This window comes from Roseburia sp. AF15-21 (genome assembly GCF_003479505.1).
GTDB classification, from domain to species: domain Bacteria; phylum Bacillota; class Clostridia; order Lachnospirales; family Lachnospiraceae; genus Roseburia_C; species Roseburia_C amylophila.
In genome coordinates this window covers 346,227-369,747 of sequence record NZ_QUHG01000002.1, presented here as the reverse complement: position 1 = coordinate 369,747, position 23,521 = coordinate 346,227, and the positions used below count along the sequence as shown (strand labels likewise).

Annotated in this window: 17 protein-coding genes, 2 tRNA genes and 1 pseudogene; 2 read left to right on the top strand and 18 right to left on the bottom strand. The window is 41.9% G+C overall.

Going from position 1 to position 23,521, the window contains the following annotated elements:
* Positions 1 to 23 precede the first annotated feature (23 nt).
* From ffh to DWW33_RS04795, 3 genes are all read right to left on the bottom strand, one after another.
* A complete protein-coding gene (gene ffh / locus DWW33_RS04805) occupies positions 24 to 1,385 on the bottom strand; it encodes a signal recognition particle protein (protein ID WP_117946614.1) in 1,362 nt (453 codons plus the stop codon).
* Position 1,386: 1 nt separating this feature from the next.
* The gene (ylxM, locus tag DWW33_RS04800; protein ID WP_118638956.1) at positions 1,387 to 1,731 is read right to left on the bottom strand and encodes a YlxM family DNA-binding protein; all 345 of its coding nucleotides are present in this window, start codon (positions 1,729 to 1,731) and stop codon (positions 1,387 to 1,389) included.
* 239 nt (positions 1,732 to 1,970) lie between these two features.
* Positions 1,971 to 2,054 (bottom strand) — tRNA-Leu (locus DWW33_RS04795).
* Between the two features lie 183 nt (positions 2,055 to 2,237).
* On the opposite strand from DWW33_RS04795, the gene DWW33_RS04790 reads away from it, so the two are divergent.
* Positions 2,238 to 2,322 (top strand) — tRNA-Leu (locus DWW33_RS04790).
* Positions 2,323 to 2,484: 162 nt separating this feature from the next.
* Here the strand turns inward: DWW33_RS04790 and DWW33_RS04785 are convergent.
* From DWW33_RS04785 to DWW33_RS04760, 7 genes and pseudogenes are all read right to left on the bottom strand, one after another.
* Positions 2,485 to 3,261 carry an NYN domain-containing protein gene (locus tag DWW33_RS04785; protein ID WP_022243191.1) on the bottom strand — a complete coding sequence of 259 codons (777 nt, stop codon included), beginning with the start codon at positions 3,259 to 3,261 and terminating at the stop codon, positions 2,485 to 2,487.
* A 22-nt stretch (positions 3,262 to 3,283) separates the two neighbouring features.
* Positions 3,284 to 4,705: pseudogene (gene pyk, locus DWW33_RS04780) on the bottom strand (pyruvate kinase); the annotation flags it as partial.
* A 45-nt stretch (positions 4,706 to 4,750) separates the two neighbouring features.
* The gene (locus DWW33_RS15640; protein WP_158577456.1) at positions 4,751 to 4,888 is read right to left on the bottom strand and encodes a hypothetical protein; all 138 of its coding nucleotides are present in this window, start codon (positions 4,886 to 4,888) and stop codon (positions 4,751 to 4,753) included.
* Between the two features lie 97 nt (positions 4,889 to 4,985).
* Entirely contained in the window at positions 4,986 to 5,390 is a 405-nt protein-coding gene (locus DWW33_RS04775) for a hypothetical protein (protein ID WP_117698479.1), read from the bottom strand.
* Between the two features lie 198 nt (positions 5,391 to 5,588).
* Positions 5,589 to 6,200 carry an HAD family hydrolase gene (locus DWW33_RS04770; RefSeq protein WP_118087329.1) on the bottom strand — a complete coding sequence of 204 codons (612 nt, stop codon included), beginning with the start codon at positions 6,198 to 6,200 and terminating at the stop codon, positions 5,589 to 5,591.
* Between the two features lie 18 nt (positions 6,201 to 6,218).
* Entirely contained in the window at positions 6,219 to 7,493 is a 1,275-nt protein-coding gene (locus tag DWW33_RS04765; protein WP_118638955.1) for an adenylosuccinate synthase, read from the bottom strand.
* Positions 7,494 to 7,721: 228 nt separating this feature from the next.
* Positions 7,722 to 8,609 carry a LysR family transcriptional regulator gene (locus DWW33_RS04760; RefSeq protein WP_022243197.1) on the bottom strand — a complete coding sequence of 296 codons (888 nt, stop codon included), beginning with the start codon at positions 8,607 to 8,609 and terminating at the stop codon, positions 7,722 to 7,724.
* Between the two features lie 148 nt (positions 8,610 to 8,757).
* Between DWW33_RS04760 and DWW33_RS04755 the strand changes: the two genes are divergently transcribed.
* The gene (locus DWW33_RS04755) at positions 8,758 to 10,107 is read left to right on the top strand and encodes an MATE family efflux transporter (protein ID WP_118056844.1); all 1,350 of its coding nucleotides are present in this window, start codon (positions 8,758 to 8,760) and stop codon (positions 10,105 to 10,107) included.
* A 144-nt stretch (positions 10,108 to 10,251) separates the two neighbouring features.
* Here the strand turns inward: DWW33_RS04755 and DWW33_RS04750 are convergent, their stop codons facing one another.
* The 8 genes from DWW33_RS04750 to gltB all read right to left on the bottom strand — a co-directional run bounded on the left by DWW33_RS04750 (position 10,252) and on the right by gltB (position 23,205).
* The gene (locus DWW33_RS04750; protein WP_118638954.1) at positions 10,252 to 11,016 is read right to left on the bottom strand and encodes a zinc ribbon domain-containing protein; all 765 of its coding nucleotides are present in this window, start codon (positions 11,014 to 11,016) and stop codon (positions 10,252 to 10,254) included.
* Between the two features lie 11 nt (positions 11,017 to 11,027).
* Positions 11,028 to 12,752 carry a zinc ribbon domain-containing protein gene (locus DWW33_RS04745; protein ID WP_158577455.1) on the bottom strand — a complete coding sequence of 575 codons (1,725 nt, stop codon included), beginning with the start codon at positions 12,750 to 12,752 and terminating at the stop codon, positions 11,028 to 11,030.
* A 131-nt stretch (positions 12,753 to 12,883) separates the two neighbouring features.
* Complete coding sequence (locus tag DWW33_RS04740) at positions 12,884 to 13,747, bottom strand: DegV family protein (RefSeq protein WP_118638952.1); 864 nt, start codon at positions 13,745 to 13,747, stop codon at positions 12,884 to 12,886.
* Between the two features lie 189 nt (positions 13,748 to 13,936).
* A complete protein-coding gene (gene groL / locus DWW33_RS04735; RefSeq protein WP_022242509.1) occupies positions 13,937 to 15,559 on the bottom strand; it encodes a chaperonin GroEL in 1,623 nt (540 codons plus the stop codon).
* A 67-nt stretch (positions 15,560 to 15,626) separates the two neighbouring features.
* Positions 15,627 to 15,911 carry a co-chaperone GroES gene (gene groES / locus DWW33_RS04730; RefSeq protein ID WP_022242508.1) on the bottom strand — a complete coding sequence of 95 codons (285 nt, stop codon included), beginning with the start codon at positions 15,909 to 15,911 and terminating at the stop codon, positions 15,627 to 15,629.
* Between the two features lie 232 nt (positions 15,912 to 16,143).
* Entirely contained in the window at positions 16,144 to 16,932 is a 789-nt protein-coding gene (locus DWW33_RS04725; protein ID WP_118638951.1) for a Cof-type HAD-IIB family hydrolase, read from the bottom strand.
* A gap of 211 nt (positions 16,933 to 17,143) precedes the next feature.
* Positions 17,144 to 18,637, bottom strand: coding sequence for a glutamate synthase subunit beta (locus tag DWW33_RS04720; RefSeq protein WP_117698470.1), 1,494 nt, complete (start codon positions 18,635 to 18,637; stop codon positions 17,144 to 17,146).
* 14 nt (positions 18,638 to 18,651) lie between these two features.
* Complete coding sequence (gene gltB / locus DWW33_RS04715) at positions 18,652 to 23,205, bottom strand: glutamate synthase large subunit (protein WP_118638950.1); 4,554 nt, start codon at positions 23,203 to 23,205, stop codon at positions 18,652 to 18,654.
* Between the last annotated feature and the right edge of the window lie 316 nt (positions 23,206 to 23,521).

Genomic DNA, 23,521 nt, shown 5'->3' with positions numbered 1-23,521 from the left:
TATCCTAAGCAAATGCTTATATGTTAAAAAGGAAACTTGAATTTTCCCATTTTACCACCGCGTCCACGTCCACCCATAAGTCCGGGCATCTGTTTCATCATTTTCTTCGCCTGTTCAAACTGCTTTACCAGACGGTTTACTTCACTGATATCTACCCCTGCACCTTTTGCAATCCGGTGCTTACGGCTCGGATTCAAAAGTGAAGGATTACTTCTTTCCTTCTTTGTCATGGAATAGATGATGGCTGTTGTACGTGCCATATTTTTCTCAGCTTCACCTTCATCAATATCCGGCATCTTTCCGCCGCCCAGTCCCGGCAGCATCCCAAGAATATTGCCAAGACCGCCCATTTTCTTCATCTGTTCCATGGAAAGCAGATAATCATCAAAGGTAAAGTCCGCTTTCTTCAGACGCTGCTGCATGTCTTTGGCTTTCTCTTCATCTATATCAATCTCACTCTGTGCTTTTTCAATGAGTGTAAGCACATCGCCCATGCCAAGAATTCTGCTTGCCATACGATCCGGATAGAACTGTTCCAAATCGGAAAGTTTCTCACCCATACCAACATAAAGGATCGGCTTTCCGGTTACTGCACGGATAGATAATGCTGCTCCACCCCGGGTATCACCGTCTAACTTTGTCAGCACGACTCCGTCAATTCCAATCTTCTCATCGAACGTTCCTGCCACATTTACGGCATCCTGTCCGGTCATGGCATCTACAACCAAAATGGTCTGTGCCACATCGACATTTTCTTTTATCTCAATCAACTCATCCATCATATCTTCATCTACATGAAGACGTCCGGCGGTATCTAAGATTACAACCTGATTGCCATTCTTTGCTGCATGCTCAACTGCCGCTTTCGCAATATTTACCGGCTTATTCTTATCGCCCATGGAGAATACTTCAACTTCCTGCTTCTCTCCATTGATTTTCAACTGCTCAATCGCAGCCGGGCGATACACATCACAGGCTACCAGCAGTGGTTTCTTGCCCTTCTGCTTTAACTTACCTGCAATCTTAGCGGTTGTGGTGGTTTTACCAGCTCCCTGAAGACCTACCATCATAATAACGGTAATCTGCTGCCCCGGACGAAGTGCTATCTCCGTTGTCTCGGAACCCATGAGCCTGACCATCTCTTCATTTACAATTTTAATTACCATCTGTCCAGGATTCAGTCCGTTCATTACATCGGAACCAATTGCACGCTCCTGCACCGCTTTGGTAAACTGTTTTACTACTTTAAAGTTAACATCTGCTTCAAGCAGAGCCATCTTTACTTCTTTCAGTGCTGCCTTCACATCATCTTCCGTAAGCCTTCCCTTACTGCGAAGATTCTTAAATACATTTTGAAGTTTCTGTGAAAGACTGTCAAATGCCATATTACAGCTCCTCCAATATTTCTCCCGAAATTCTCTCTATTTCATCAATTACTATATCCTTGCGTCCTGCCCGGAAGCTTTCCGCTAATTTGTTAATCTCTTCTACCTTCTGCTTCGTCTCTAGGAACTTCTTTACCAGATGAAGCTTCTCTTCATAGCCTTCCAGCATCTTATTGCACCGCTTAATCAGGTCATGTACACCCTGGCGGCTGATGCCCTCGCAGGAAGCTATCTCGCCTAAAGATAAATCATTGAACACGAAATCTTCGTAGATTCTTCTCTGATGTTCATTGAGCAGCTCTCCATAAAAATCATATAAATAAGCCTGTTCTACTTTTTCTTCCATGTTCTCACTCCTTGCGACCTTAGCTATCATACTATAAAGGAAGCAGGGTGTCAAGTATTTTTTCTTGACACCCTGTTTTTTCTTCTATTACACTCGCTTTTCATTTTTCCGAATATTTGTTATACGCTCCTTTTTACGATTCATCAAGTAATTTCAGAGTTGCAAAGCCTGCTGCCGGCAGCTTCTTACGAATACTTTGTAACAGCAAAAAAGCCCTGATATCATCAAGGCTTTTTTCATGCAGGAGATGGGACTTGAACCCACACGATATTGCTACCACAGGCACCTGAAGCCTGCGCGTCTGCCAATTCCGCCACTCCTGCGAACAAATGATATTTTACCGTTTCAACGGTAATAAGTCAACCCCTATTTTTAATTTTTTCCCTTTTTTTGAAAAAATATATAAAATTGGCAAAAATCGAAAAAAGTTAAAAATAAGCATTGACAATTGCCCCGGAATTTGTTACTATTTACAAGTCGTCATGAGACGTAAGTTCATACGGTATGCGGAAGTGTCGGAACTGGCAGACGAGCAAGACTAAGGATCTTGTAAGCATTGCGCTTGTGTGGGTTCAAGTCCCATCTTCCGCATTATTTAATGGAGCGGGAAGCCTGATAAATCAAGGCTTCCTGTTTTTTTGCTTATAACCAGATTTTAGTTACAGCATGTATCTACGCTTTAAAAATATTATGTAAAAAGCTTCTTTCGCCAGCCAAATACAACTCTGGAAAAAGAAGCTTTTACATTCTTTTCTACTCTTTTATTTTTGCATACACAACCTTCAACAGCTTATTGTGTGGATTCTCAATCGGGTTTAATTCAATGCTCCTAAACTTCTTTAAGAAGGTAGAAAGTTTACTGCACTGATAATTTCGTGGGTCAAAGCCCGGAATACGTTTGCTCAGATTGATTCCAAGCTCAGAAATATTAATCCAGCCATTTTCCTCTGCATTACTCCGGATAATGGAGATTACCTCCTTTTCAATATCCGAAAGCTTCGGAAGGTTGTCATTGTCCCCGGCATCCTTTTCCGAAGATGCATTCGTATTTCTTCTTGTGGTAGCTGTGCGCTGTTTTTCCTCTGCTTCTTCTTTATTATAAAGTAAATCAAGATACTTGAAATTCTCGCAGGCATTTACAAAGGACTTCGGTGTCTTCTCTTCTCCCATTCCGATTACCATCATACCGGCTTCCTTTAAGCGCATGGCAAGTTTGGTAAAATCACTGTCTGACGACACCAGACAGAAACCGCTGACTTTGCCGGAATAAAGAATATCCATGGCATCTATAATCAATGCCGAATCAGAAGCACTTTTTCCTGCAGTATAATTACACTGCAATTCCGGTGTCAGAGCATACTCCTGCATATTTTTCATCCATGCAGATACGCTCGGATTCGAATAATCTCCATAAACCCGCTTATAAGTAGCCACCCCGTAATTGCTGACCTCATCCATAATTAGTTTCACATATTTATTGGATACATTTTCTGCATCAATCAGCACTGCTAATTTCGGTTGTTCATTCATACTATCTGCGCTCCTATTTCTTTAAGTGTCCCGTCACTACTACACGAATCAGATTGGTGGTACCGGAAATACCCAATGGAATTCCAGCTGTAATAACCGCCAAATCTCCATGCTGTACATATCCATGCTGTTCTGCGGATTCCATTGCATTATTAAACAATGCTTCTGTATCCGTCTCTTCCTGTATCATAAGTGGTGTTACGCCCCAGGAAAGATTCATCTGATAATAACTCTTTTCCGATGGGGTACAGCCGATAATTGCACATTTCGGACGATATCTTGAAATCATGCGGGCAGTCTTGCCGGATTTGGTTACCGTAACAATTGCTGCCGCATTGATGTCAATGGCAGTCATACAGGTTGCATGGGAAATGGCATCTGTTACATCCGGATTATCAATCTTCTCCAGCTGGCGGAAACGTTTCTCATAATCAATATCATTTTCTGTATATTCCGCAATCTCTGTCATGGTTTTTAATGCCTCCACCGGATATTTCCCGGCAGCAGTCTCACCAGACAGCATAATTGCACTGGTTCCATCATAAATAGCATTGGCAACATCTGTTGCTTCTGCTCTGGTCGGGCGTGGATTCTTCATCATGGAATCCAGCATCTGGGTTGCCGTAATAACAACCTTTTCTGCATGGTAAACCTTTTTTATAATTTTCTTCTGAATTGCCGGAACTTCACGAATCGGAATCTCCACTCCCATGTCTCCTCTGGCAACCATAATGCCATCTGACACTGCCAGAATCTCATCAATATTATCTACACCCTGACGGTTTTCGATTTTAGAGATAATCTTAATGTCATTGCAGCCCTGCTCTGCCATAATTTTCCGTAACTGCAGCACATCATCTGCACAGCGTACAAAAGATGCTGCAATAAAATCTACACCCTGCTCAATTCCAAATAGAATATCGGAGCGGTCTTTCGGGCTGATATAAGGCATGGACAGATTTACATTCGGTACATTAATTCCTTTGCGGTCTGAAATCACACCACCATTTTCTACTTTACAGGTAATCTCAGTTTCTGTTACATTGGTTACCAGCATTTCAATCAGTCCATCATCAATCAGAATTCTGGTTCCGGCTTTGACATCATGCACCAAATCCTTGTAAGTAATAGAGACCCGCTCTTTATTTCCCATAATATCATTGGTGGTAAGTTTAAAGGTATCTCCCGGAAGCAGTTCTGCTCTGCCACCCTCCAGCTGTCCAATCCTGATTTCCGGTCCACTGGTATCAAGAAGAATCCCAACCGGTCTGCCCAGTTCCTTACGCATCCTTTTTACACGATCCATGGTTACTTTATGTTCTGCCTGTGAGCCGTGGGAAAAGTTAATTCTCGCCACGTCCATTCCATTTTCCATTAACTGTTTTAATACTTCATCATCCTTTGTTGCCGGTCCTAATGTACATATAATTTTTGTCTTTCTCATATTCTGTCCTTTCCTGCTACAAGCCCTCTATCTTCTTTTATTCCTTTATACTTCTTTCGTCTTTTCCTGTTCCTCTTTAGAAGAAGTCTCATCTTCTCTGTCATGATGCTCATACCACCAGCATGCAGCAACTGCTGCCGCTACCATAACGCCCATAAGCGCTACTACAATATCCTGTGCCATATTTTATTATCCTCCTATCACAGTTATGACCTGATATTGTACGCAAAGAAACCTATGCTCCTCTGCGCACAGGTAAATTGCTTCTAACTTGTGATAGTCAGCCCTTCGCTCCATCCTGATGATGGATATAGCCTATAATGACACGCCTGCTGTCCAAAACATCCTTTGATTTCCGTAATTCAAAGTTCCAGCCGTCTTTTGCCTGATTTTCAGGCAATACTGCTTCCAGTGATAATGCGGCTCCTTCCAAATCGCTGTTTTTCTCCGACAGTCTGCGGTATCCCGCTGCAATCCTGCCGGTCTCCCGAGTTCCCAAAAGTTCTTCGGTACAGCTCTCTGATGGTCTGGATAAATGTGCTACCTGTGTGAAATTCTGGTTCGCAGTATCTTCACATGCAAAGGAAGAATCTATGTTGATATTTTCAACATACATTCCTGAAACCGTCATAATAACAGCCACTATGAGACTTATCAGCTTTTTCTTTAAACCTGTTATCCTCATTGTATTCTCCCTGCTTACTGTGCAACTGCGAAAACACACTTTACAGGGAAGCAATTTCCTGTAAAGTAAAAAAACTGGCAGGAGTAACTCCTGCCAGTTGCGTTGCTACCCGTCTGCTTACGCTCATTATAAGCATTTCGCTATTGAAATGCAAGAAACGAATAGACAATTATTCTTTTTTTACATAATCTTTACTTATTAACTACCGGATACGACACCAAGTTCCAAAAGCCTTCTTTTTGCCTGCTGCTGATTCTGAAACTGTATGCCTATAATGCCAAGCTTTTCTGCCGTCTCTATGTTTTCCGGACGGTCGTCTATGAATACACATTCCTGTGGCACTAAATGGTATCTGTCCAGCAATAGCTTATAAATTTCCACTTCCGGCTTGATGCACTTCACCTGATAGGAAAAGATTGCTCCGGTAGTCTCCTTTTCAAAAGAAAGTTCTTCTGTTGCTTTTTCATAAGTGCTCTTTGGAAAATTAGATAATATATAGGTATGATATCCATTTTTCTCAAGGCTTCGTATCCACCGCACCGTATATGGATAAGTACGAATCGTCTCTCCTACATGGTCATAAAAGAGTCTTATTTCTCTTTCATAATCCGGTGTTTCCTTGATGCATGCAGCAATAATCTCTTCATCCGGCTTTGCCCCCCGGTCGAATTCATTCCAGGTTACGGAACGGACGGTAGCATCCGCCACACATTCAAAAGTTTCCCCCTCAAAACCGAGCTTATGAAATACTTCTTCCCAGCAAAAGTCTACCAGCACTTTTCCTACGTCAAAGATTACATTTTTTATCATCACGATCTGCCTTTATTCTTAACGATAAATGATATCATTTCTTCCCGGTCCGTTAGAAACCATGGTAATCGGATATCCAATCTGTTCTTCAATGAATTCTACATATTTACGGCAGTTTTCCGGAAGGTCTTCGTATTTCTTAATTCCACGGATATCTGTCTTCCAGCCCGGAAGGTTCTTTAATACAGGTTTTGCTTTTTCAAGCTTTGTAGTTACAGGGAAGTCTGTGGTTACTTCTCCGTCGATTTCATATCCTACGCAAACCGGAATCTCATCTAAATATCCTAAAACATCTAATACGGTAAATGCTACATCGGTTGTTCCCTGCATGCGGCAGCCATATTTACTTGCCACACAGTCAAACCATCCCATACGTCTTGGACGTCCTGTGGTTGCACCGAATTCTCCGCCGTCTCCACCGCGTTTTCTTAATTCATCTGCTTCTTCGCCAAAGATTTCGCTGACGAATGCGCCTGCACCAACAGCAGAAGAATATGCTTTACATACAGTAACAATTTTCTTAATCTCATATGGTGGGATTCCTGCTCCGATTGCACCATATGCAGCCAATGTAGAAGAAGATGTTACCATTGGATAAATTCCGTGATCCGGGTCTTTTAAGGTTCCAAGCTGTCCCTCTAAGAGAATGTTCTTTCCTTCTTTGATTGCTTTATCAAGATATAAAGAAACATCACAAACATACGGAGCAACCATATCACGGTACTCATGTAATGTATTTAATAATTCAGTTTTATCCAGTAATGGTTTGTGGTACATATGCTCCAACATAATATTTTTCATTTCACAGATACGGTCTACCTTTTCTGTTAAAGTATCTTCATCGAAAAGTTCACTTACCTGAAAACCGATTTTTGCATATTTATCTGAATAAAATGGTGCAATACCTGACTTGGTAGAACCGAATGATTTCTTGCCAAGACGCTCCTCTTCGTACTGATCAAAAAGCACATGATACGGCATAACAATCTGTGCACGGTCAGAAACCAAAAGCTTAGGTGCCGGTACATTACGGTCTGTAATAGACTTCATCTCATTGAAAAGCTTCGGGATATCAAGTGCAACACCATTTCCGATAATACTTGTGGTATGTCCGTAGAACACTCCTGATGGAAGGGTATGTAATGCAAATTTTCCGTAATCATTTACGATAGTATGTCCTGCATTTGCACCACCCTGGAAACGGATAATAATATCTGCTTCCTTTGCAAGCATATCAGTAATCTTGCCTTTTCCTTCATCTCCCCAGTTTGCACCAACTACTGCTGTAACCATTTTTATTTCCTCCTTATAATAAGAAATATGTTCTTCTCGCTGCTCGCGTAACTATGAGAAACACGCTTTACGAGCTACTCGCGGAGCGTTTTTTACTTTACAGGAAAGCAATTTCCTGTAAAGCAAAAAAGAACCGGTGTAAAAACCAGTTCTCTGCTTCTTACTTTCTGATTATACCGAATCAGATATTATAAGTAAATTCAATATTCCTTATACTCGATATAAGTTTTACTTATGTTGTAATAATTTCAACAACTTTTCTGCTGCCGCAGTCAACGGAACCCTGTCATCCGAAACAATACAGAACTGTCTGGCAGGAATCTTCTTATTAAATGTAATCTGAAACAGTTCCCCCTTATCAATTTCTTCCTGGGCAAAGTCCCTGACCACATTTGCTATGCCAAGGCTCCTTTTTGCAAACTGTATCAGCATATCGCTGGTGGCAAGTTCTATCTCCGGATGAATCACAACGCCTTCTCCCAGCAGAAATTCCTCTACATATTTTCTGGTAGAGGTATTTCCCTCCAGGCACATAACCGGCAGATGTTCCAATTCTTTATAGCTTAATTTACCGCCCTTTAAATATTCAAATTTTCGTCCTGCCACAAAGACATCTTCTATCTCACGCACCGGAATCACATGCATATTCTTCGTTGTCTCCATAGGCGTGCTGACTACACCAAAATCGATTCTGCCGCTCTGCAGATATTTCAGTGTCTCCGGTGTCGGTGCATTGGTAACTGTAATCCTGATTTTCGGATACTGCTCATGAAACTGTTCCAGATAAGAAAGCAGATAAAACTGCAGTGTCATATCGCTGGCTCCGATACATACTTCTCCGCTGGTCAGCTCCTGCATTTCAAGGAATTTGCGTTCGCCTTCCCGGATGGTCTCATAGCCCCGCTGCACATAGCCGTAAAGTGTCTGCCCCTCTGCAGTCAGACGCACCCCTCTGGATGTCCGCATGAAAAGGGTGGTTCCCAGCTCCCGCTCCAAATTACGGATTGCCTGGGACACTGCCGGCTGTGAAACATTCAGTTCTTCTGCTGCCAATGTAATACTGTGAAGTTTTCCTACATAATAAAAAAATTTGTAATATTCTAAATTCGTATTCATGAGCGAATTATACCATAATTAAATTGATTTTTACATTGTCATTTTTATTTTACCAATGTATACTAATCCCGTTTCCAAAGAATATAGTACTTTTTTCTCATATAGTGCAGAACATTTCTGCAAAAAATTATGAAAGGAGCTTATAATTATGACGAAAGATATGACAACCGGAAATCCACTGAAATTAATTCTTTTCTTCTCACTTCCTGTATTGTTCGGAAATCTGTTCCAGCAGTTCTACAGTATGGTAGATACCATCATTGTAGGACAGTTTTTGGGAGAAGATGCCCTGGCTGCTGTAGGTGCAACCGGTTCTATTATGTTTCTGGTACTTGGTTTTGCATCCGGACTTGCCCAGGGATTCGGTGTTATGGTATCACAGGCTTTCGGTGCAAAGGATGAAAGCCGTTTAAAGCATATTGTTGCTTTATCCTTCCTCTTAACCATAATCATTTCCGTGGTTCTTACCGCATTGACTGTTACTACTTCCCGGGAGCTTTTAATCTTTATGAACACACCGGATAATATTCTTGATATGGCAGACTCTTATATCCGGGTTATCTTCTGGGGTATCATTACCAGTATGATGTACAATGTTGTTTCCGGAATTTTAAGAGGTGTTGGTGACAGCAAGACTCCATTATACTTCCTGCTGTTTTCCTCCGCTCTTAATATTGTGCTGGATTTATTCTGTATTGTAACTTTAAAATTAAATGTTGCAGGTGCTGCATATGCCACCGTAATCTCACAGGGTATTTCCGCTGTTCTCTGTCTTATTTATATGTACCGTAAATTCACGATTCTCCGCACCAGAAAAAGTGATTACTACATCGACCGCGTGACAACCGCCCAGATGATGGGACTTGGTATCCCGATGGCTTTGAACTACTCTCTGATAGCTGTTGGTTCCATGATTCTTCAGTCTGCAGTAAATGTATTTGGTTCCAGTGCTGTTGCAGCCTTTACTGCTGCATCCAAGGTAGAACAAATTTCTACCCAGCCAATGCCAGCTCTTGGAACCACAATGTCTACTTACTGTGGTCAGAACTTAGGTGCCGGAAAATACGAACGCATCTTCGATGGCATGAAGAAGGCCTTTGGAATCGCCCTTGGAACTGTTGCAATTGCTGCATTCATCTGTACTGTATTTGGCCGTTCCATTGTTTCCCTTTTCTTAAGCGAACCGACGGAAGCCATTTACAGTTATGCCACACAGTACTTAAATACCATCAGCTGCTTTTTCTTCTTTCTTGCTCTTATTTACCTTTATCGTACTTCTTTGCAGGGACTTGGAAAAGGTATCATGCCTATGGTCAGCGGTATCTTTGAAATGATTTGCCGTGTCGGTGTCGTATGGCTCCTTTTAAATCCATATGGATACTGGTCAGTCCGTCTGGCAAGCCCGGTAGCATGGATTGGTGCCGGTGTACCACTTATGATTTCCTATCTTGTTTGGAAGAACCGGAAAAAGAAACAGCTCTGCAGTCAGGCTGTATAAAATCCTGAGCCTGCAATGCTGCAGCACGCAGAAAAGAAGCCCCATCCTCTGAATCATCAGACGATGGGGCTTCTACTTATTTACGCGAGTAGCTCGCAAAGCGTGTTTCTCGTAGTTTACTTATTACTTATTTCATATTCCAGTTTATGCAACCGGATTTCCGCACTTGGTACAAAACTTATTTCCAGCTACAAGCGGAGCACCACATTTACTGCATACCGGCTGTACTGGCTGCTGTGGCTGTACTGGCTGGCTCTGGAACTGTCCCTGCTGTGGCGGCATTGGCTGTCCCTGGAACTGTCCCTGCTGCTGTGGCGGCATTGGCTGTCCCTGGAACTGTCCCTGGAACTGTCCCTGCTGTGGTGGCACATTTCCATACATATTCTGCTGTGGCATTCCCTGATATCCGTTCATTATTTTCTGTCTGATTAATGGTTTCTCAGCCTGAAGTACGTTGATAATAATCAACAGATCCAACACTACAATTGCCAGAATAAACAATATATTAAATATAAATCCGGCTGTAACCTTCGCTGTACAGTAATTATCTGTTGCTTCCTTATTTACTCCGACGCAAAGTGCAATCCAGAAAATAAAGTCAACAACTGCACAGCTTCCGGATGCGATTGCAGCAATTTTGTCTTTTAATACGCTCTTTAAGCACCAGAGAGCCAGCATAGCGATTGGAAGCAGCAGCATTATGATGCAGATTATTTTCGGGTCTGTTACACTTTCGCCCTCTATCTTAATACCTGTCATAGCTTTAAAAGCACTAATTTTAATATTTCCATATCCTGCACAGGATACCATAAATGATGGCACAAAGAAAAATACCATTAATAAAATAGATAACAGACGAATGATATTTTTCACATGAATGTGCTTTGTAAAATCATTTCCAGAATTCATTTCCTTCTCCTTTAGTTTCCAAACTGAGTTAAATTATCAGTTACTTCGTAAGTATAATCAACCTTCTGAGTTACAACCAGATCATTAAACATCTGTGCCCCATCTGTATAACCATCAACATTATACCATCCGTCATCATACTCTAAATCAGTATATCCTTCGATATCACCGTATGTATTGAAACTCTGGCTTCCATCAGATAATGCCATTATATTTGTATATTTTACCGGGAAGTATACAACAGTTGGCTCAAATGCACTTTCTGCACTGGTTACAGTTGTCGAAAATACCAGATAAAGGACGTTCGTATCACCCCATGTATCACTGTTTTTTGCAACCAGATAATAAGAACCTTCATAACTGAATCCGGAATTTCCAATATAGGAATTGTTATTTGCAAAATATGCATCTAACGCATCTGTTGCTTCATTTTTCATGGAATCCAGATTGTCTGCTGAAATATCTGCAGCAGATGTTACATAAGAATCTACTCCGGATACAATATATTCTTTTGATGTCTGTGTGAATTTGTAACCATTTGCCAATGCATTCTCTTCTGATTCATCAACTGTTAAAGTTACAGTATCTCCGACATCAAGACTGTCATAATCTTCAAAGTTGAACCACAGATAACGTAAGTAATCATCATCTGAATTATTGGTCCAGTCTGGATATACATAAGGTGGTGTTCCTGAGAAGGTTACCTCGATATCTTCAAACGGATCAACTTCTTTTACTTCTTCCAGTCCTTCTACTGTAAATTCCTGTTCTTTGGAAAGAATTTTAACTCCTGCTTTTTTCTCATAATCTTCATTCCATGAAGCAGTAACGGTTACCACATCACCATTTGACAGGTCTGAATCCGGTTTCACATCAAAAGTAATACTGTCAATCAAATCCCAGTTACTACTTCCCATCAAATCTGTGAGGTCACTCCAGTCAAGGTCATCAAGAGATTTTACATTTTTAAGTTTCTTTCCCTGTGCCTTGATAACAGCTTCACTGAATCCGGTCTCGTCGAAATCAACATATGCTGTTCCTGCTGTTTCATAGCCGTTATACTCTACAGAAATATAATCATCGATATTTACTTTCTTTTTCTGATTCTTCACTATCACAAGTGCAACAATTGCAACTACTACAACTGCAATGACTGCAATAAGCAATGCCCATAACTGTTTCGTCATCTTAAATGGTTTCTTAGGCGGGCGTGCCTGCTGTGGCTGTCCCTGGAACTGTCCCTGCTGCGGCTGTCCCTGGAACTGTCCCTGCTGTGGTCTTCCCTGGAACTGTCCCTGCTGTGGTCTTCCCTGGAACTGTCCCTGCTGCGGCTGTCCCTGGAACTGTCCCTGCTGTGGTCTTCCCTGAAACTGTCCCTGCTGCGGCTGACTCTGGAACTGTCCCTGCTGCGGCTGTCCCTGGAACTGTCCCTGGAACTGTCCCTGCTGCGGCTGACTCTGGAACTGTCCCTGCTGCGGCTGTTCCTGTACCGGTGCTGCCTGCTCTGCCGGCTGTTCCTGTGCCGGTGCTTCCTGTCCTGCCGGCTGTTCCTGTACCGGTGCTTCCTGTTCTGCCGGCTGTTCCTGTACCGGTGTTTCCTGCTCTGCCGGCTGTTCCTGTACCGGTGCTGCCTGCTCTGCCGGCTGTTCCATCTCCCCTTTTAATTTCTGGCCACAATTCGGGCAAAAATCTGCATCATCACCCACTTGTGTGCCACAATTTCCACAAAATGCCATTTTCATTTTCCTCCTTGGTTTTACCATGATATGTTACTTGCTTTTATGCATTAACAAGTTAAACTATTTCAATTCTACACAATATTTTGTGGTTGGTCAATCAATTTTACCGAGAATTTACACTTTAAATCTTATAATTTTCTTGCACAGGCAAGTGCTAATGCTCCCGGTCCGATATGGCAGGATACATTTAAAGAAAGCGGATCCATCATAATGTCTGTAATCCCAAATTCTGCTTCCACTTCTTTGCGGAATTCCATTGCTGCACTTATATCTCCCGTATATGCAATACAAAGCTGCATCTCGTCCTGATACTCCTTAAAGCGGGATGCATAGTCATCTTTTACTGCTTTTATCATAATGCTTTTTGCCTGCTTTACCGTTCTGGCTTTTGCAAAAGCATCCAGCTTTTCACCCTGAATCTGTAATACCGGTTTTAATTTCAACAATGTTCCCAGTGCTGCTGCTGCCGGTGTAATTCTTCCACCTTTTTTCAGATAGTAAAGGGTATCTACCATGATATAAATGCTGGACTGGAATTTTGCATCCTCTAAAATATCTTTAATCTCTTTTCCACTCTTGCCGCTTTCTGCCAGTTTGATTGCATCAAATACGGACTGTTTCTGTGTTACAGAAATTCTCTGATTATTTACTACAAATACTTTTCCTTCATATTCATCGTCCATGGATAATGCTGTTGCAGTCTCACAGGAACTGCTCAATCCACTGGATAATGGAATGTATACAACTTCATCATATTCTTTTAAAAGCTCATCCCAACGGTCTGTAAGGTCTCCTACTGCCGGCATGGATGTTGAAATCTCAGCTCCATCTGTCAGATGCTCATAAAATGTATCCTGTGTCAGATTGATATCCTCAAACAGTGTTTCACCATTTATAAAAAAAGGCATTGGTAATACGCTAATCCCTAACTGCTGCGCTTCTGCCTGACGAATTCCACTGGAACTGTCTGTAAGAATAACTACCCTTCCCATTTTTCTTCCTCCTTGCTATTCAGACTTCATGTTACACAATGAAATAATTGTAACATATTTTGCAAATCAAAACAACTGCCCCCAAAAACTAACATCAGGAAAAAAACTGCATAGCAAAGCTCCTGACTGCATTATCCGCAGCCAGGAGCTCTCTATCCTTACTTTTCAGTAATATATTTTATTTTCTTATTACATCATTCCCATACCTGGGTTTCCTGCCGGCATTGCAGGAGCATCTTCTTTGATATTTGCTACAACAGATTCCGTTGTAAGTAATGTAGATGCTACAGATGTTGCATTCTGCAAAGCACTTCTTGTAACCTTAACCGGGTCAAGGATACCAGCTTCTACCATATCTACATATTCTTCTGTTGCTGCATTAAATCCGATACCAGGAGCGGACTCTTTTACTTTATTAATAATAACTGCACCTTCAAGACCTGCATTTGCGGAAATGTAATACAATGGAGCCTCCAATGCTTTTAAGATAACCTTTGCACCGGTCTTCTCATCACCTTCCAATGTCTCAGCAAGCTTTGCAACCTCTTTGGATGCATGGATGTATGCAGAACCGCCACCTGCGATGATTCCTTCTTCGACTGCTGCTCTTGTTGCATTCAAAGCATCTTCCATACGAAGTTTTGCTTCTTTCATTTCTGTCTCTGTTGCAGCACCAACACGGATAACTGCTACGCCGCCTGCCAGTTTTGCAAGTCTTTCCTGTAATTTTTCTTTATCAAATTCAGATGTTGTCTCTTCAAGCTGTGCACGAATCTGGCCGATTCTTGCCTGGATTTCTTCTTTATTTCCTTCACCATCAACGATAACGGTGTTCTCTTTCTTAACCTTAACAGATTTTGCACGGCCAAGCTGTGCCATAGTAGCATCTTTTAATTCCAGACCAACTTCTTCTGAAATTACCTGACCACCGGTAAGGATAGCGATATCTTTTAACATTTCTTTTCTTCTGTCGCCATATCCTGGAGCTTTTACTGCTACAACGTTAAATGTTCCACGCAGTTTATTTACAATCAATGTAGTTAAAGCTTCACCCTCGATATCTTCAGCAATGATAAGAAGTCTGGAACCGGACTGAACAATCTGTTCTAACAGTGGAAGGATTTCCTGAATGTTGCTGATTTTCTTATCGGTAATTAAGATGTACGGCTCATCTAAAACTGCTTCCATCTTATCCATATCTGTGCACATATATGCGGAAATGTATCCACGGTCAAACTGCATACCTTCTACCAGGTCAAGCTCTGTCTGCATGGTCTTGCTCTCTTCAATGGTAATAACACCATCATTGGAAACTTTTTCCATTGCATCTGCTACCATGTTGCCAACGCTTTCATCACCTGCGGAAATAGATGCAACTTTTGCAATCTGGTCTTTTCCGGTTACTTTAGAAGACATTGCTGCGATTGTTTCAACTGCTTTTTCAGTTGCTTTCTTCATACCACGTCTTAAAACGATTGGGTTTGCACCAGCCTCTAAGTTCTTCATTCCTTCCTGAATCATTGCCTGTGCAAGAACGGTTGCTGTTGTAGTACCATCACCAGCAACGTCATTGGTCTTGGTTGCTACTTCTTTTACAAGCTGTGCGCCCATATTTTCGAATGCATCTTCCAATTCGATTTCTTTTGCAATGGTAACACCATCATTTGTGATTAATGGAGCGCCATATGATTTATCCAGTACAACGTTTCTTCCTTTTGGTCCGATTGTTACTCTGACTGTATTTGCCAGTTTATCAACTCCAGCCTCTAATGCTGTTCTGGCTTCTGTTCCATATTTGATTTCCTTTGCCATAATTTCTTACCTCTTTCTTCTATTTTCCTATTTTATTATTTGTTTTATTTACCAATTATCAATTCGATTATTCTACTACTGCAAGAATATCATTCTGCTTTACGATGATATATTCTTCGCCATCCAGTTTTACTTCTGTTCCGGCATATTTAGAATAAATAACCTTCTGTCCTTCTTTTACCTGCATGGTAACTTCTTTGCCATCTACCACTCCGCCAGGACCAACTGCGATTACTTCTGCTTCCTGTGGTTTCTCCTGTGCAGCACTTGCTAAGATAATTCCGGATTTGGTTTTTTCCTCTGCTTTTAACTGTTTTAATACAACTCTGTCTGATAATGGTACTAATTTCATGATTCATTGCCTCCTTGATTCGGTCTCTTTGTTTTCTTTCTTTTTTATTAGCACTCATTCAAACCGAGTGCTAACTGATAGTCATATAATAGTTTCTGCGTCTCTTTTTCGCAAGCCTGACCATTTTTTATTTTTCTTTTGTTTCCTTATATTTACTCTTAATATCTCGTTTTTTCTCTCGTTTTCTCACTTTCTTCAATTTGTAACGATTTAATACTTTTTTTAGATTTGTTTATGAAATCAGTCCAAAATGCTCCAATCCCTTATAAATGCCGTCTTCGTGCAATGGTGCTGTGATATAATCCGCTGCTTCTTTTGCTGCTTTGGTGCCATTTCCCATGGCAATTCCATGCTGCACATGCTTTAACATTTCCACATCATTGATACTGTCTCCAAATGCATAGGTATCTTCTTTCTCAATACCAAGAAGTTCACAGGTTTTTTCGATGCCGGACGCTTTGGAAAATCCTTTTGGAATAAACTCTGCGCATGCCGCATCATGCACCAGCGGTGTGAAATTCTCTTCCAGATGGGAAAGTACCTTAAGATAAGCATCATCCGGTGTGGAGCAGGAAAACTTACTGATTTCCATAATTGCTTCATTTCCCATTACCGGCAGCAAATCCTCTCCCAATGTCTCTTTTAGTCTCAAGCCATAAGGGTCTTCTTCAAATTCTTCCAGATCCATATACAAATTCCGGCTTCCCTCATATACCGTAGGAATTCCATACTCTTTTAATATATGTATGGTATCCTCTATCAATTCCTGTTCTAATTTTTTATAAAAAAGTGTTTTTCCATCCATCTCTATCCAGGTACCGCAGCCTGCCACAATTCCGTCGAATCCCAGTGCCAGCAATCTTTCATCCTGAATAAATGCTCTGGTTCTTCCGCTGCAGAGAAATGCCAGATGTCCATTTTCCCGCAGCATCCGGATTGCTTCCTTTGTGCTCTCCGGTATCACAAAATGCTCGTCCCACAATGTTCCATCAATATCAAAAAATACTGCTTTCCTGCTCATTCTCTTTATGTCCTTTCGCTGTTTTCTTCTCGCTCTTTTTGTCACAAGGATTATTGTATGCCCCGGATACAAGATATGTCAACTACGGGAAACACTCTTTGTGATTTTCTCTCGCTGCTAACGTAAATTCAAAAAAGCCGCCTGCCACAGCTCACCTTCCGGCGTCACCATAGTCAGACGACTTTCTTCTATCATTATATTGTAATTTTCATTACTGTACGGAAAGATAAGAATATCCCATCAGACTTTCGTCTACTTCACGGGCTGCTTCTCTTCCTTCACGGATTGCCCATACTACAAGAGACTGTCCACGATGCATATCTCCTGCGGTAAAGACATTTTCCACGTTGGTCTTGTAATGACCGGCTTCTGTTGCCACATTGGTTCTGGCATTTAAGTCTACGCCGAATGCTTTGGCAATGTAATCTTCTGTTCCAAGGAAGCCTGCTGCAATCAGAACCAGATCACAATCTAACTTGCTTTCGGAGCCCGGTACTTCCACCATCTGCATCCGTCCGGTCTTTTCATCCTTTTTGCCCTCTAATTTTACGGTTTTTAATCCGCAGAGCTTACCGTTCTTGTCTTTTAAGAACTCTTTTACGGTTGTCTGGTAAATACGAGGGTCGGAACCGAACATGGCAATTGCTTCTTCCTGACCGTAGTCTGTCTTGCAGACTCTTGGCCACTCCGGCCATGGGTTGTTCTCTGCACGCTCATCCGGTGCTTTTGGCATCATTTCAAGCTGGATGACACTGGCTGCGCCGTGACGGATAGAAGTTCCGACACAGTCATTTCCGGTATCTCCACCACCGATGATAACTACTTTCTTTCCCTTGGCAGAAATATATTTGTTATCTTTAAGTTCGGAATCTAAAAGGCTCTTGGTAGTTGCCTTTAAGAAATCTACTGCGAAGTAAATGCCTTCTGCATCTCTGCCCGGAGCTTTGATGTCTCTTGGATTCTTTGCTCCACAGGCTAAGATGACACGGTCATATTCTTTTAAGAGTTTTGCCGGCTTGATGTCTTTTCCAACATTGGTATTGGTAATAAACTCGACACCCTCTTCTTTCATTATATTAATCTTACGGTCAATAACCCATTTTTCCAGCTTCATATTCGGGATTCCATACATCAAAAGTCCACCGACACGGTCATCTCTTTCAAATACGGTAACGGAATGTCCTCTTTTATTCAACTGGTCTGCTGCTGCAAGTCCGGCAGGACCGGAACCGATGATTGCAACCTTCTTTCCGGTACGGACTCTTGGAGGTTTTGCTGCAGCATATCCTTTTTCATAGGCATTTTCAATGATTCCATGCTCATTTGCCTTACAGGTTACCGGGTCTTCCCAGTGTCCACAGGTACAGGCTGCTTCACAAAGTGCCGGACATACTCTTGAGGTAAATTCCGGGAAGTTGTTGGTCTTGGTCAGACGGTTATATGCCTGCTCCCAGTTGTTGGTATACAAAAGGTCATTCCACTCCGGTACCAGGTTATGCAGCGGACATCCGCTGGTCATTCCCATGATATTCATACCAGCCTGGCAGAACGGCACGCCGCAGTTCATACAACGTGCTGCCTGTACTCTTTGTTTCTCTTTTGAGAGAGGGGTATGGAACTCGTTAAAGTTCTTGATACGCTCCTTTGGTGCAACCGCTGCTGCATTCTCTCTGTCATATTCCATAAATCCTGTTGGTTTTCCCATTTTGCGTCCCCTCCTTAATTTCTTGTATTCGCATAAAATGCTTCAATCTGTGCCTGTTCAGAAGACAATCCTTTTTCTTCCATCTGAACAATTGCCATTAACATACGGTTATAATCGTATGGAATTACTTTCTTGAACTTCGGCAGATACTCGCTGAAGTTATCTAAGATTTCTTTTCCCTTTTCAGAATTGGTCAAAGCTACGTGCTCTTTAATCATATCTTTTAATTCCATAACATCGTATTTGTTTCCGACTTCTTCTGAGAATACCATTTCCTTATTGATTCTGGTATAAAGGTCGTTGTCCTCATCTAATACATAAGCGATACCACCGCTCATTCCGGCTGCAAAGTTTTTACCAGTCTTACCAAGGATAACCACACGGCCACCGGTCATGTATTCACATCCATGGTCACCGACACCTTCTACTACTGCAGAAGCTCCGGAATTTCGTACGCAGAAACGTTCTCCTGCCACACCACTGATAAATGCTTTACCACTGGTTGCACCGTAAAGTGCTACGTTACCGATGATGATATTTTCATCCTTCTTATATTTCACACCTGCCGGAGCGTAGACAACCAGTTTTCCACCGGAAAGTCCTTTTCCGAAGTAATCGTTGGAATCTCCTACCAGTTCTAAGGTAAGTCCCTTTGGAATGAATGCGCCAAAGCTCTGTCCGCCGGCACCGGTACATTTTACGATAAAGGTATCTTCCTCTAAAGTATCGTCATATTTCTTTGTAATCTCGGAACCAAAGATGGTACCAAAGGAACGGTCTGTATTGCTTACTTCTACATCAATGCTTCTCTTCTGTTTCTTATCCAGTGCAGAAGAAAGCTGTTTTAACAGTACAGTTTCGTCCTTGGTCTTCTCCAGTTCGAAATCGTATACATGTTTTGGATCAAATGTAACTTTCTCCTTTGGTCCTGCAAACGGGTTATTCAAAATCTTGGAAAGGTCGATTTCTTTTTCCCGGTCTGTCAAATCCTCTCTTACCCGGAGAAGGTCACTTCTTCCTACCATTTCATCAATGGTACGGCAGCCTAACTTCGCCATGATTTCTCTTAATTCTTCTGCAATAAACCGCATGAAGTTTTCTACATATTCCGGTTTTCCCGCGAAACGTTTCCGAAGCTCCGGATTCTGTGTTGCGATTCCGGCAGGGCAGGTATCCAGATTACATACACGCATCATCACGCATCCCATGGTTACCAGCGGTGCAGTTGCAAATCCGTACTCTTCTGCTCCAAGTAATGCAGCAATCGCTACATCACGGCCGCTCATCAGCTTACCGTCTGTCTCAATTCTTACCTTATTACGAAGTCCGTTCATAATCAGAGTCTGGTGTGTCTCTGCAAGTCCAAGTTCCCAAGGAAGTCCTGCATTATGGATAGAACTGCTTGGTGCTGCACCGGTACCACCGTCATATCCGGAAATCAATACTACCTGTGCTCCTGCCTTGGCAACACCGGCTGCGACTGTACCAACGCCTGCTTCTGATACCAGTTTTACGGAAATTCTTGCATCACGGTTGGCATTCTTCAAATCGTAAATCAACTGCTCCAAATCCTCGATGGAGTAGATATCATGATGAGGTGGCGGCGAAATCAAGGATACACCCGGCGTGGAAAGTCTTGTCTTTGCAATCCAAGGATAAACTTTCTTGCCCGGAAGGTGTCCACCTTCACCAGGTTTTGCACCCTGTGCCATCTTAATCTGAATCTCTTCTGCACTGACTAAGTAACGGCTGGTTACACCAAAACGGCCGGACGCTACCTGCTTGATCGCAGAACATCTGTCTAAGCTTGTATGTTTACTTGCGATACGGTCCGGATCTTCTCCACCCTCACCGGTATTGGATTTACCATGTAAATGGTTCATGGCAATTGCCAGTGTTTCATGGGCTTCCTTGGATATAGAACCATAGGACATCGCTCCTGTTTTAAATCTTGTTACAATAGAATCTACGCTTTCCACTTCTTCAATCGGAACACCTTTTTTCGGGAAATTGAAATCCATCAGTCCACGAATATTAGCATCACGCTCTTCGCTGTTTACAAGGTCTGTGTACTGTTTGAAAAGGTTGTAATCTCCACGTTTGGTTGATTCCTGTAAAAGGTGGATGGTTGCCGGATTATAAAGGTGAACATCCGCTCCGCTTCTCATCTTGTGACGTCCCTTGCTGTCTAAAGTAAGGTCTGTCTCTAATCCCAATGGGTCATAGGCTGCAGAGTGCAGAGTATCTACGTCTTTTGCAATGTCTTCCAGTGTAATTCCACCGATACGGCTTACGGTATTTGTGAAATATTTATCAATCACTGCAGAGTCAATACCAATTGCCTCAAAAATCTTAGAACCCTGATAAGACTGAATGGTTGAAATACCCATTTTGGAAGCAATTTTTACGATACCACTGATAATTGCCTGATTGTAATCATGGATTGCTGCATAGTAATCCTTGTCTAACATATGCTCGTCTACTAACTGCTTTACGGTATCCTGTGCCAGATATGGGTTAATTGCACAGGCACCATAACCAAGCAATGTTGCAAAATGATGTACTTCTCTTGGTTCACCGGATTCCAGAATCATGGCAACTGCAGTTCTCTTCTTGGTCTTTACCAGATGCTGCTGCAAACCGGATACTGCCAGCAGGGATGGGATTGCCACATGGTTCTCATCAATGCCACGGTCGGAAAGAATCAGGATATTTGCACCGTCACGGTATGCACGGTCTGCTTCTACAAACAAATGATCCAATGCTTTTTCCAGGCTTGTATTCTTATAATATGTAGTAGGAAGAACCACAACCTTGAAGCCTTCTACTTTCATATTTTTAATTTTCATCAAATCTGTGTTGGTAAGAATCGGGTTATCTACCTTTAATACCTGACAGTTAATTGCCTTTTCTTCCAGCAGGTTACCATCTTCTCCGATATATACGGTAGTGGATGTAACCACTTTCTCACGAATGGAATCAATTGGCGGGTTTGTTACCTGTGCAAATAACTGTTTGAAATAATTAAACAGTGGCTGATGGTCTCCTGCCAGTGCTGCCAGCGGAGTATCAATACCCATTGCAGAAGTTCCTTCTCCTCCGTTTAATGCCATCGGAAGGATTGCTTCACGCAGTGATTCGTAAGTATAACCGAATGCTTTCTGCATTCTCTGACGCTCTTCTTTGGTATATTCCGGAACACGCTGATTTGGAATCTTTAAATCCTCCAGTTTAATCAGGTTACGGTCAAGCCATTCACCATAAGGCTGTTTGCTTGCGTAATACTCTTTTAATTCATCATCATTGATGACTCTTCCCTGGATGGTATCTACTAAGAGCATTTTACCCGGACGAAGTCTTTCTTTTACAACAATCTTGGTCGGATCAATATCAAGTACTCCGACCTCGGAAGAAAGAATCAGCTGGTCATCATCGGTAATATAATATCTGGAAGGTCTTAATCCATTACGGTCAAGAACAGCTCCCATGACATCTCCATCTGAGAAAAGAATGGAGGCTGGTCCATCCCACGGCTCCATCATGGTTGCATAGTACTGATAGAAGTCTTTCTTCTTCTGGGACATGGTATTGTTATTTGCCCATGGCTCCGGAATCATAATCATAACTGCCAGTGGTAAATCCATTCCACTCATTACTAAGAACTCTAAGGTATTATCTAACATTGCTGAGTCAGAACCTTCGGAATTAATAACCGGAAGGACTTTCTGCAGTTCCCCTTTCAGTTCTTCGGACTCCATGGTCTCTTCACGGGCAAGCATCTTATCTGCATTACCTTTGATGGTATTAATCTCTCCGTTATGTACGATGAAACGGTTCGGATGTGCTCTCTCCCAGCTTGGATTGGTGTTGGTTGAGAATCTGGAGTGTACGGTTGCAATTGCAGATTCATAATCTTTATCCTGAAGGTCTGCAAAGAACTGACGCAGCTGGTCTACTAAAAACATTCCTTTATATACGATGGTTCGGCTGGAAAGGGATACTACATAAGTGTCATCATTGGACTGCTCGAATACCCGTCTTGCCACATACAGCCGGCGGTCAAAATCAAGCCCCTTGGCTACTTCAGCTGGACGTCTTACAAATCCCTGCATGATATATGGCATACAGTCTACTGCTTTCTGTCCCAGTTTATCCGGGTCAGTCGGAACTTTTCTCCATCCTAAGAATTTCATTCCTTCCTTTTCCACGATAACCTCAAACATTTTCTTTGCCTGATTCCGTTTCAGCTCATCCTGTGGGAAGAAAAACATTCCGACACCGTAATCTCTTTCTCCACCAAGTTCAATATCTGATTCCTTTGCTACCTTGGAGAAAAATTTGTGTGATACCTGAAGCAGAATACCAACACCGTCACCGGTTTTTCCTTCTGCATCCTTACCAGCTCTGTGCTTTAAGTTCTCTACGATTTTTAAAGCATTTTCTACCGTCGCATGGGATTTGATACCTTTGATGTTTACCACAGCTCCGATACCGCAGTTATCATGTTCAAAATTTGGATTATACATACCCTGTGCTACTGCTGTACTTTCATTCCACTGTTCTGTCATAATCGTTCCCTTTCTGCTTTCTCTTTATTTTCTGTCTTACTTTGTTACCTGCACTCTGCTGCTTTAAAGTGCTTTTATTTTCTGAACTAAGTTTACACCCAGCGTAATATACTTTGCAATAGTTTTTTTCTTACTATTGTCTGATTATTCGACAATTCATTTTATATTCTTTTATTGTATTTATATTTATCATTTTTTTGCATATAAAAAAGGCTTATCAAAACAATTCAACGCGTTTTTTGTTGAAAATATTTTTTCATAAGCCTTTTGAATTTGCCTGCTATTTTAAATTGTGTCTGAATTGTTTCTCAGTTAT

What these genes read in the sequence shown, in the direction of transcription:
- ffh (WP_117946614.1), bottom strand. Translation starts at nt 1,385, where the DNA reads ATGGCATTTGACAGTCTTTCACAGAAACTTCAAAATGTATTTAAGAAT.
- DWW33_RS04745 (WP_158577455.1), bottom strand. Translation starts at nt 12,752, where the DNA reads ATGGCATTTTGTGGAAATTGTGGCACACAAGTGGGTGATGATGCAGAT.
- groL (WP_022242509.1), bottom strand. Translation starts at nt 15,559, where the DNA reads ATGGCAAAGGAAATCAAATATGGAACAGAAGCCAGAACAGCATTAGAG.
- DWW33_RS04750 (WP_118638954.1), bottom strand. Translation starts at nt 11,016, where the DNA reads ATGAATTCTGGAAATGATTTTACAAAGCACATTCATGTGAAAAATATC.
- DWW33_RS04755 (WP_118056844.1), top strand. Translation starts at nt 8,758, where the DNA reads ATGACGAAAGATATGACAACCGGAAATCCACTGAAATTAATTCTTTTC.
- DWW33_RS04720 (WP_117698470.1), bottom strand. Translation starts at nt 18,637, where the DNA reads ATGGGAAAACCAACAGGATTTATGGAATATGACAGAGAGAATGCAGCA.
- ylxM (WP_118638956.1), bottom strand. Translation starts at nt 1,731, where the DNA reads ATGGAAGAAAAAGTAGAACAGGCTTATTTATATGATTTTTATGGAGAG.
- groES (WP_022242508.1), bottom strand. Translation starts at nt 15,911, where the DNA reads ATGAAATTAGTACCATTATCAGACAGAGTTGTATTAAAACAGTTAAAA.
- DWW33_RS04760 (WP_022243197.1), bottom strand. Translation starts at nt 8,609, where the DNA reads ATGAATACGAATTTAGAATATTACAAATTTTTTTATTATGTAGGAAAA.
- DWW33_RS04765 (WP_118638955.1), bottom strand. Translation starts at nt 7,493, where the DNA reads ATGGTTACAGCAGTAGTTGGTGCAAACTGGGGAGATGAAGGAAAAGGC.
- DWW33_RS04770 (WP_118087329.1), bottom strand. Translation starts at nt 6,200, where the DNA reads ATGATAAAAAATGTAATCTTTGACGTAGGAAAAGTGCTGGTAGACTTT.
- DWW33_RS04775 (WP_117698479.1), bottom strand. Translation starts at nt 5,390, where the DNA reads ATGAGGATAACAGGTTTAAAGAAAAAGCTGATAAGTCTCATAGTGGCT.
- DWW33_RS04725 (WP_118638951.1), bottom strand. Translation starts at nt 16,932, where the DNA reads ATGAGCAGGAAAGCAGTATTTTTTGATATTGATGGAACATTGTGGGAC.
- DWW33_RS15640 (WP_158577456.1), bottom strand. Translation starts at nt 4,888, where the DNA reads ATGGCACAGGATATTGTAGTAGCGCTTATGGGCGTTATGGTAGCGGCA.
- DWW33_RS04740 (WP_118638952.1), bottom strand. Translation starts at nt 13,747, where the DNA reads ATGGGAAGGGTAGTTATTCTTACAGACAGTTCCAGTGGAATTCGTCAG.
- gltB (WP_118638950.1), bottom strand. Translation starts at nt 23,205, where the DNA reads ATGACAGAACAGTGGAATGAAAGTACAGCAGTAGCACAGGGTATGTAT.
- DWW33_RS04785 (WP_022243191.1), bottom strand. Translation starts at nt 3,261, where the DNA reads ATGAATGAACAACCGAAATTAGCAGTGCTGATTGATGCAGAAAATGTA.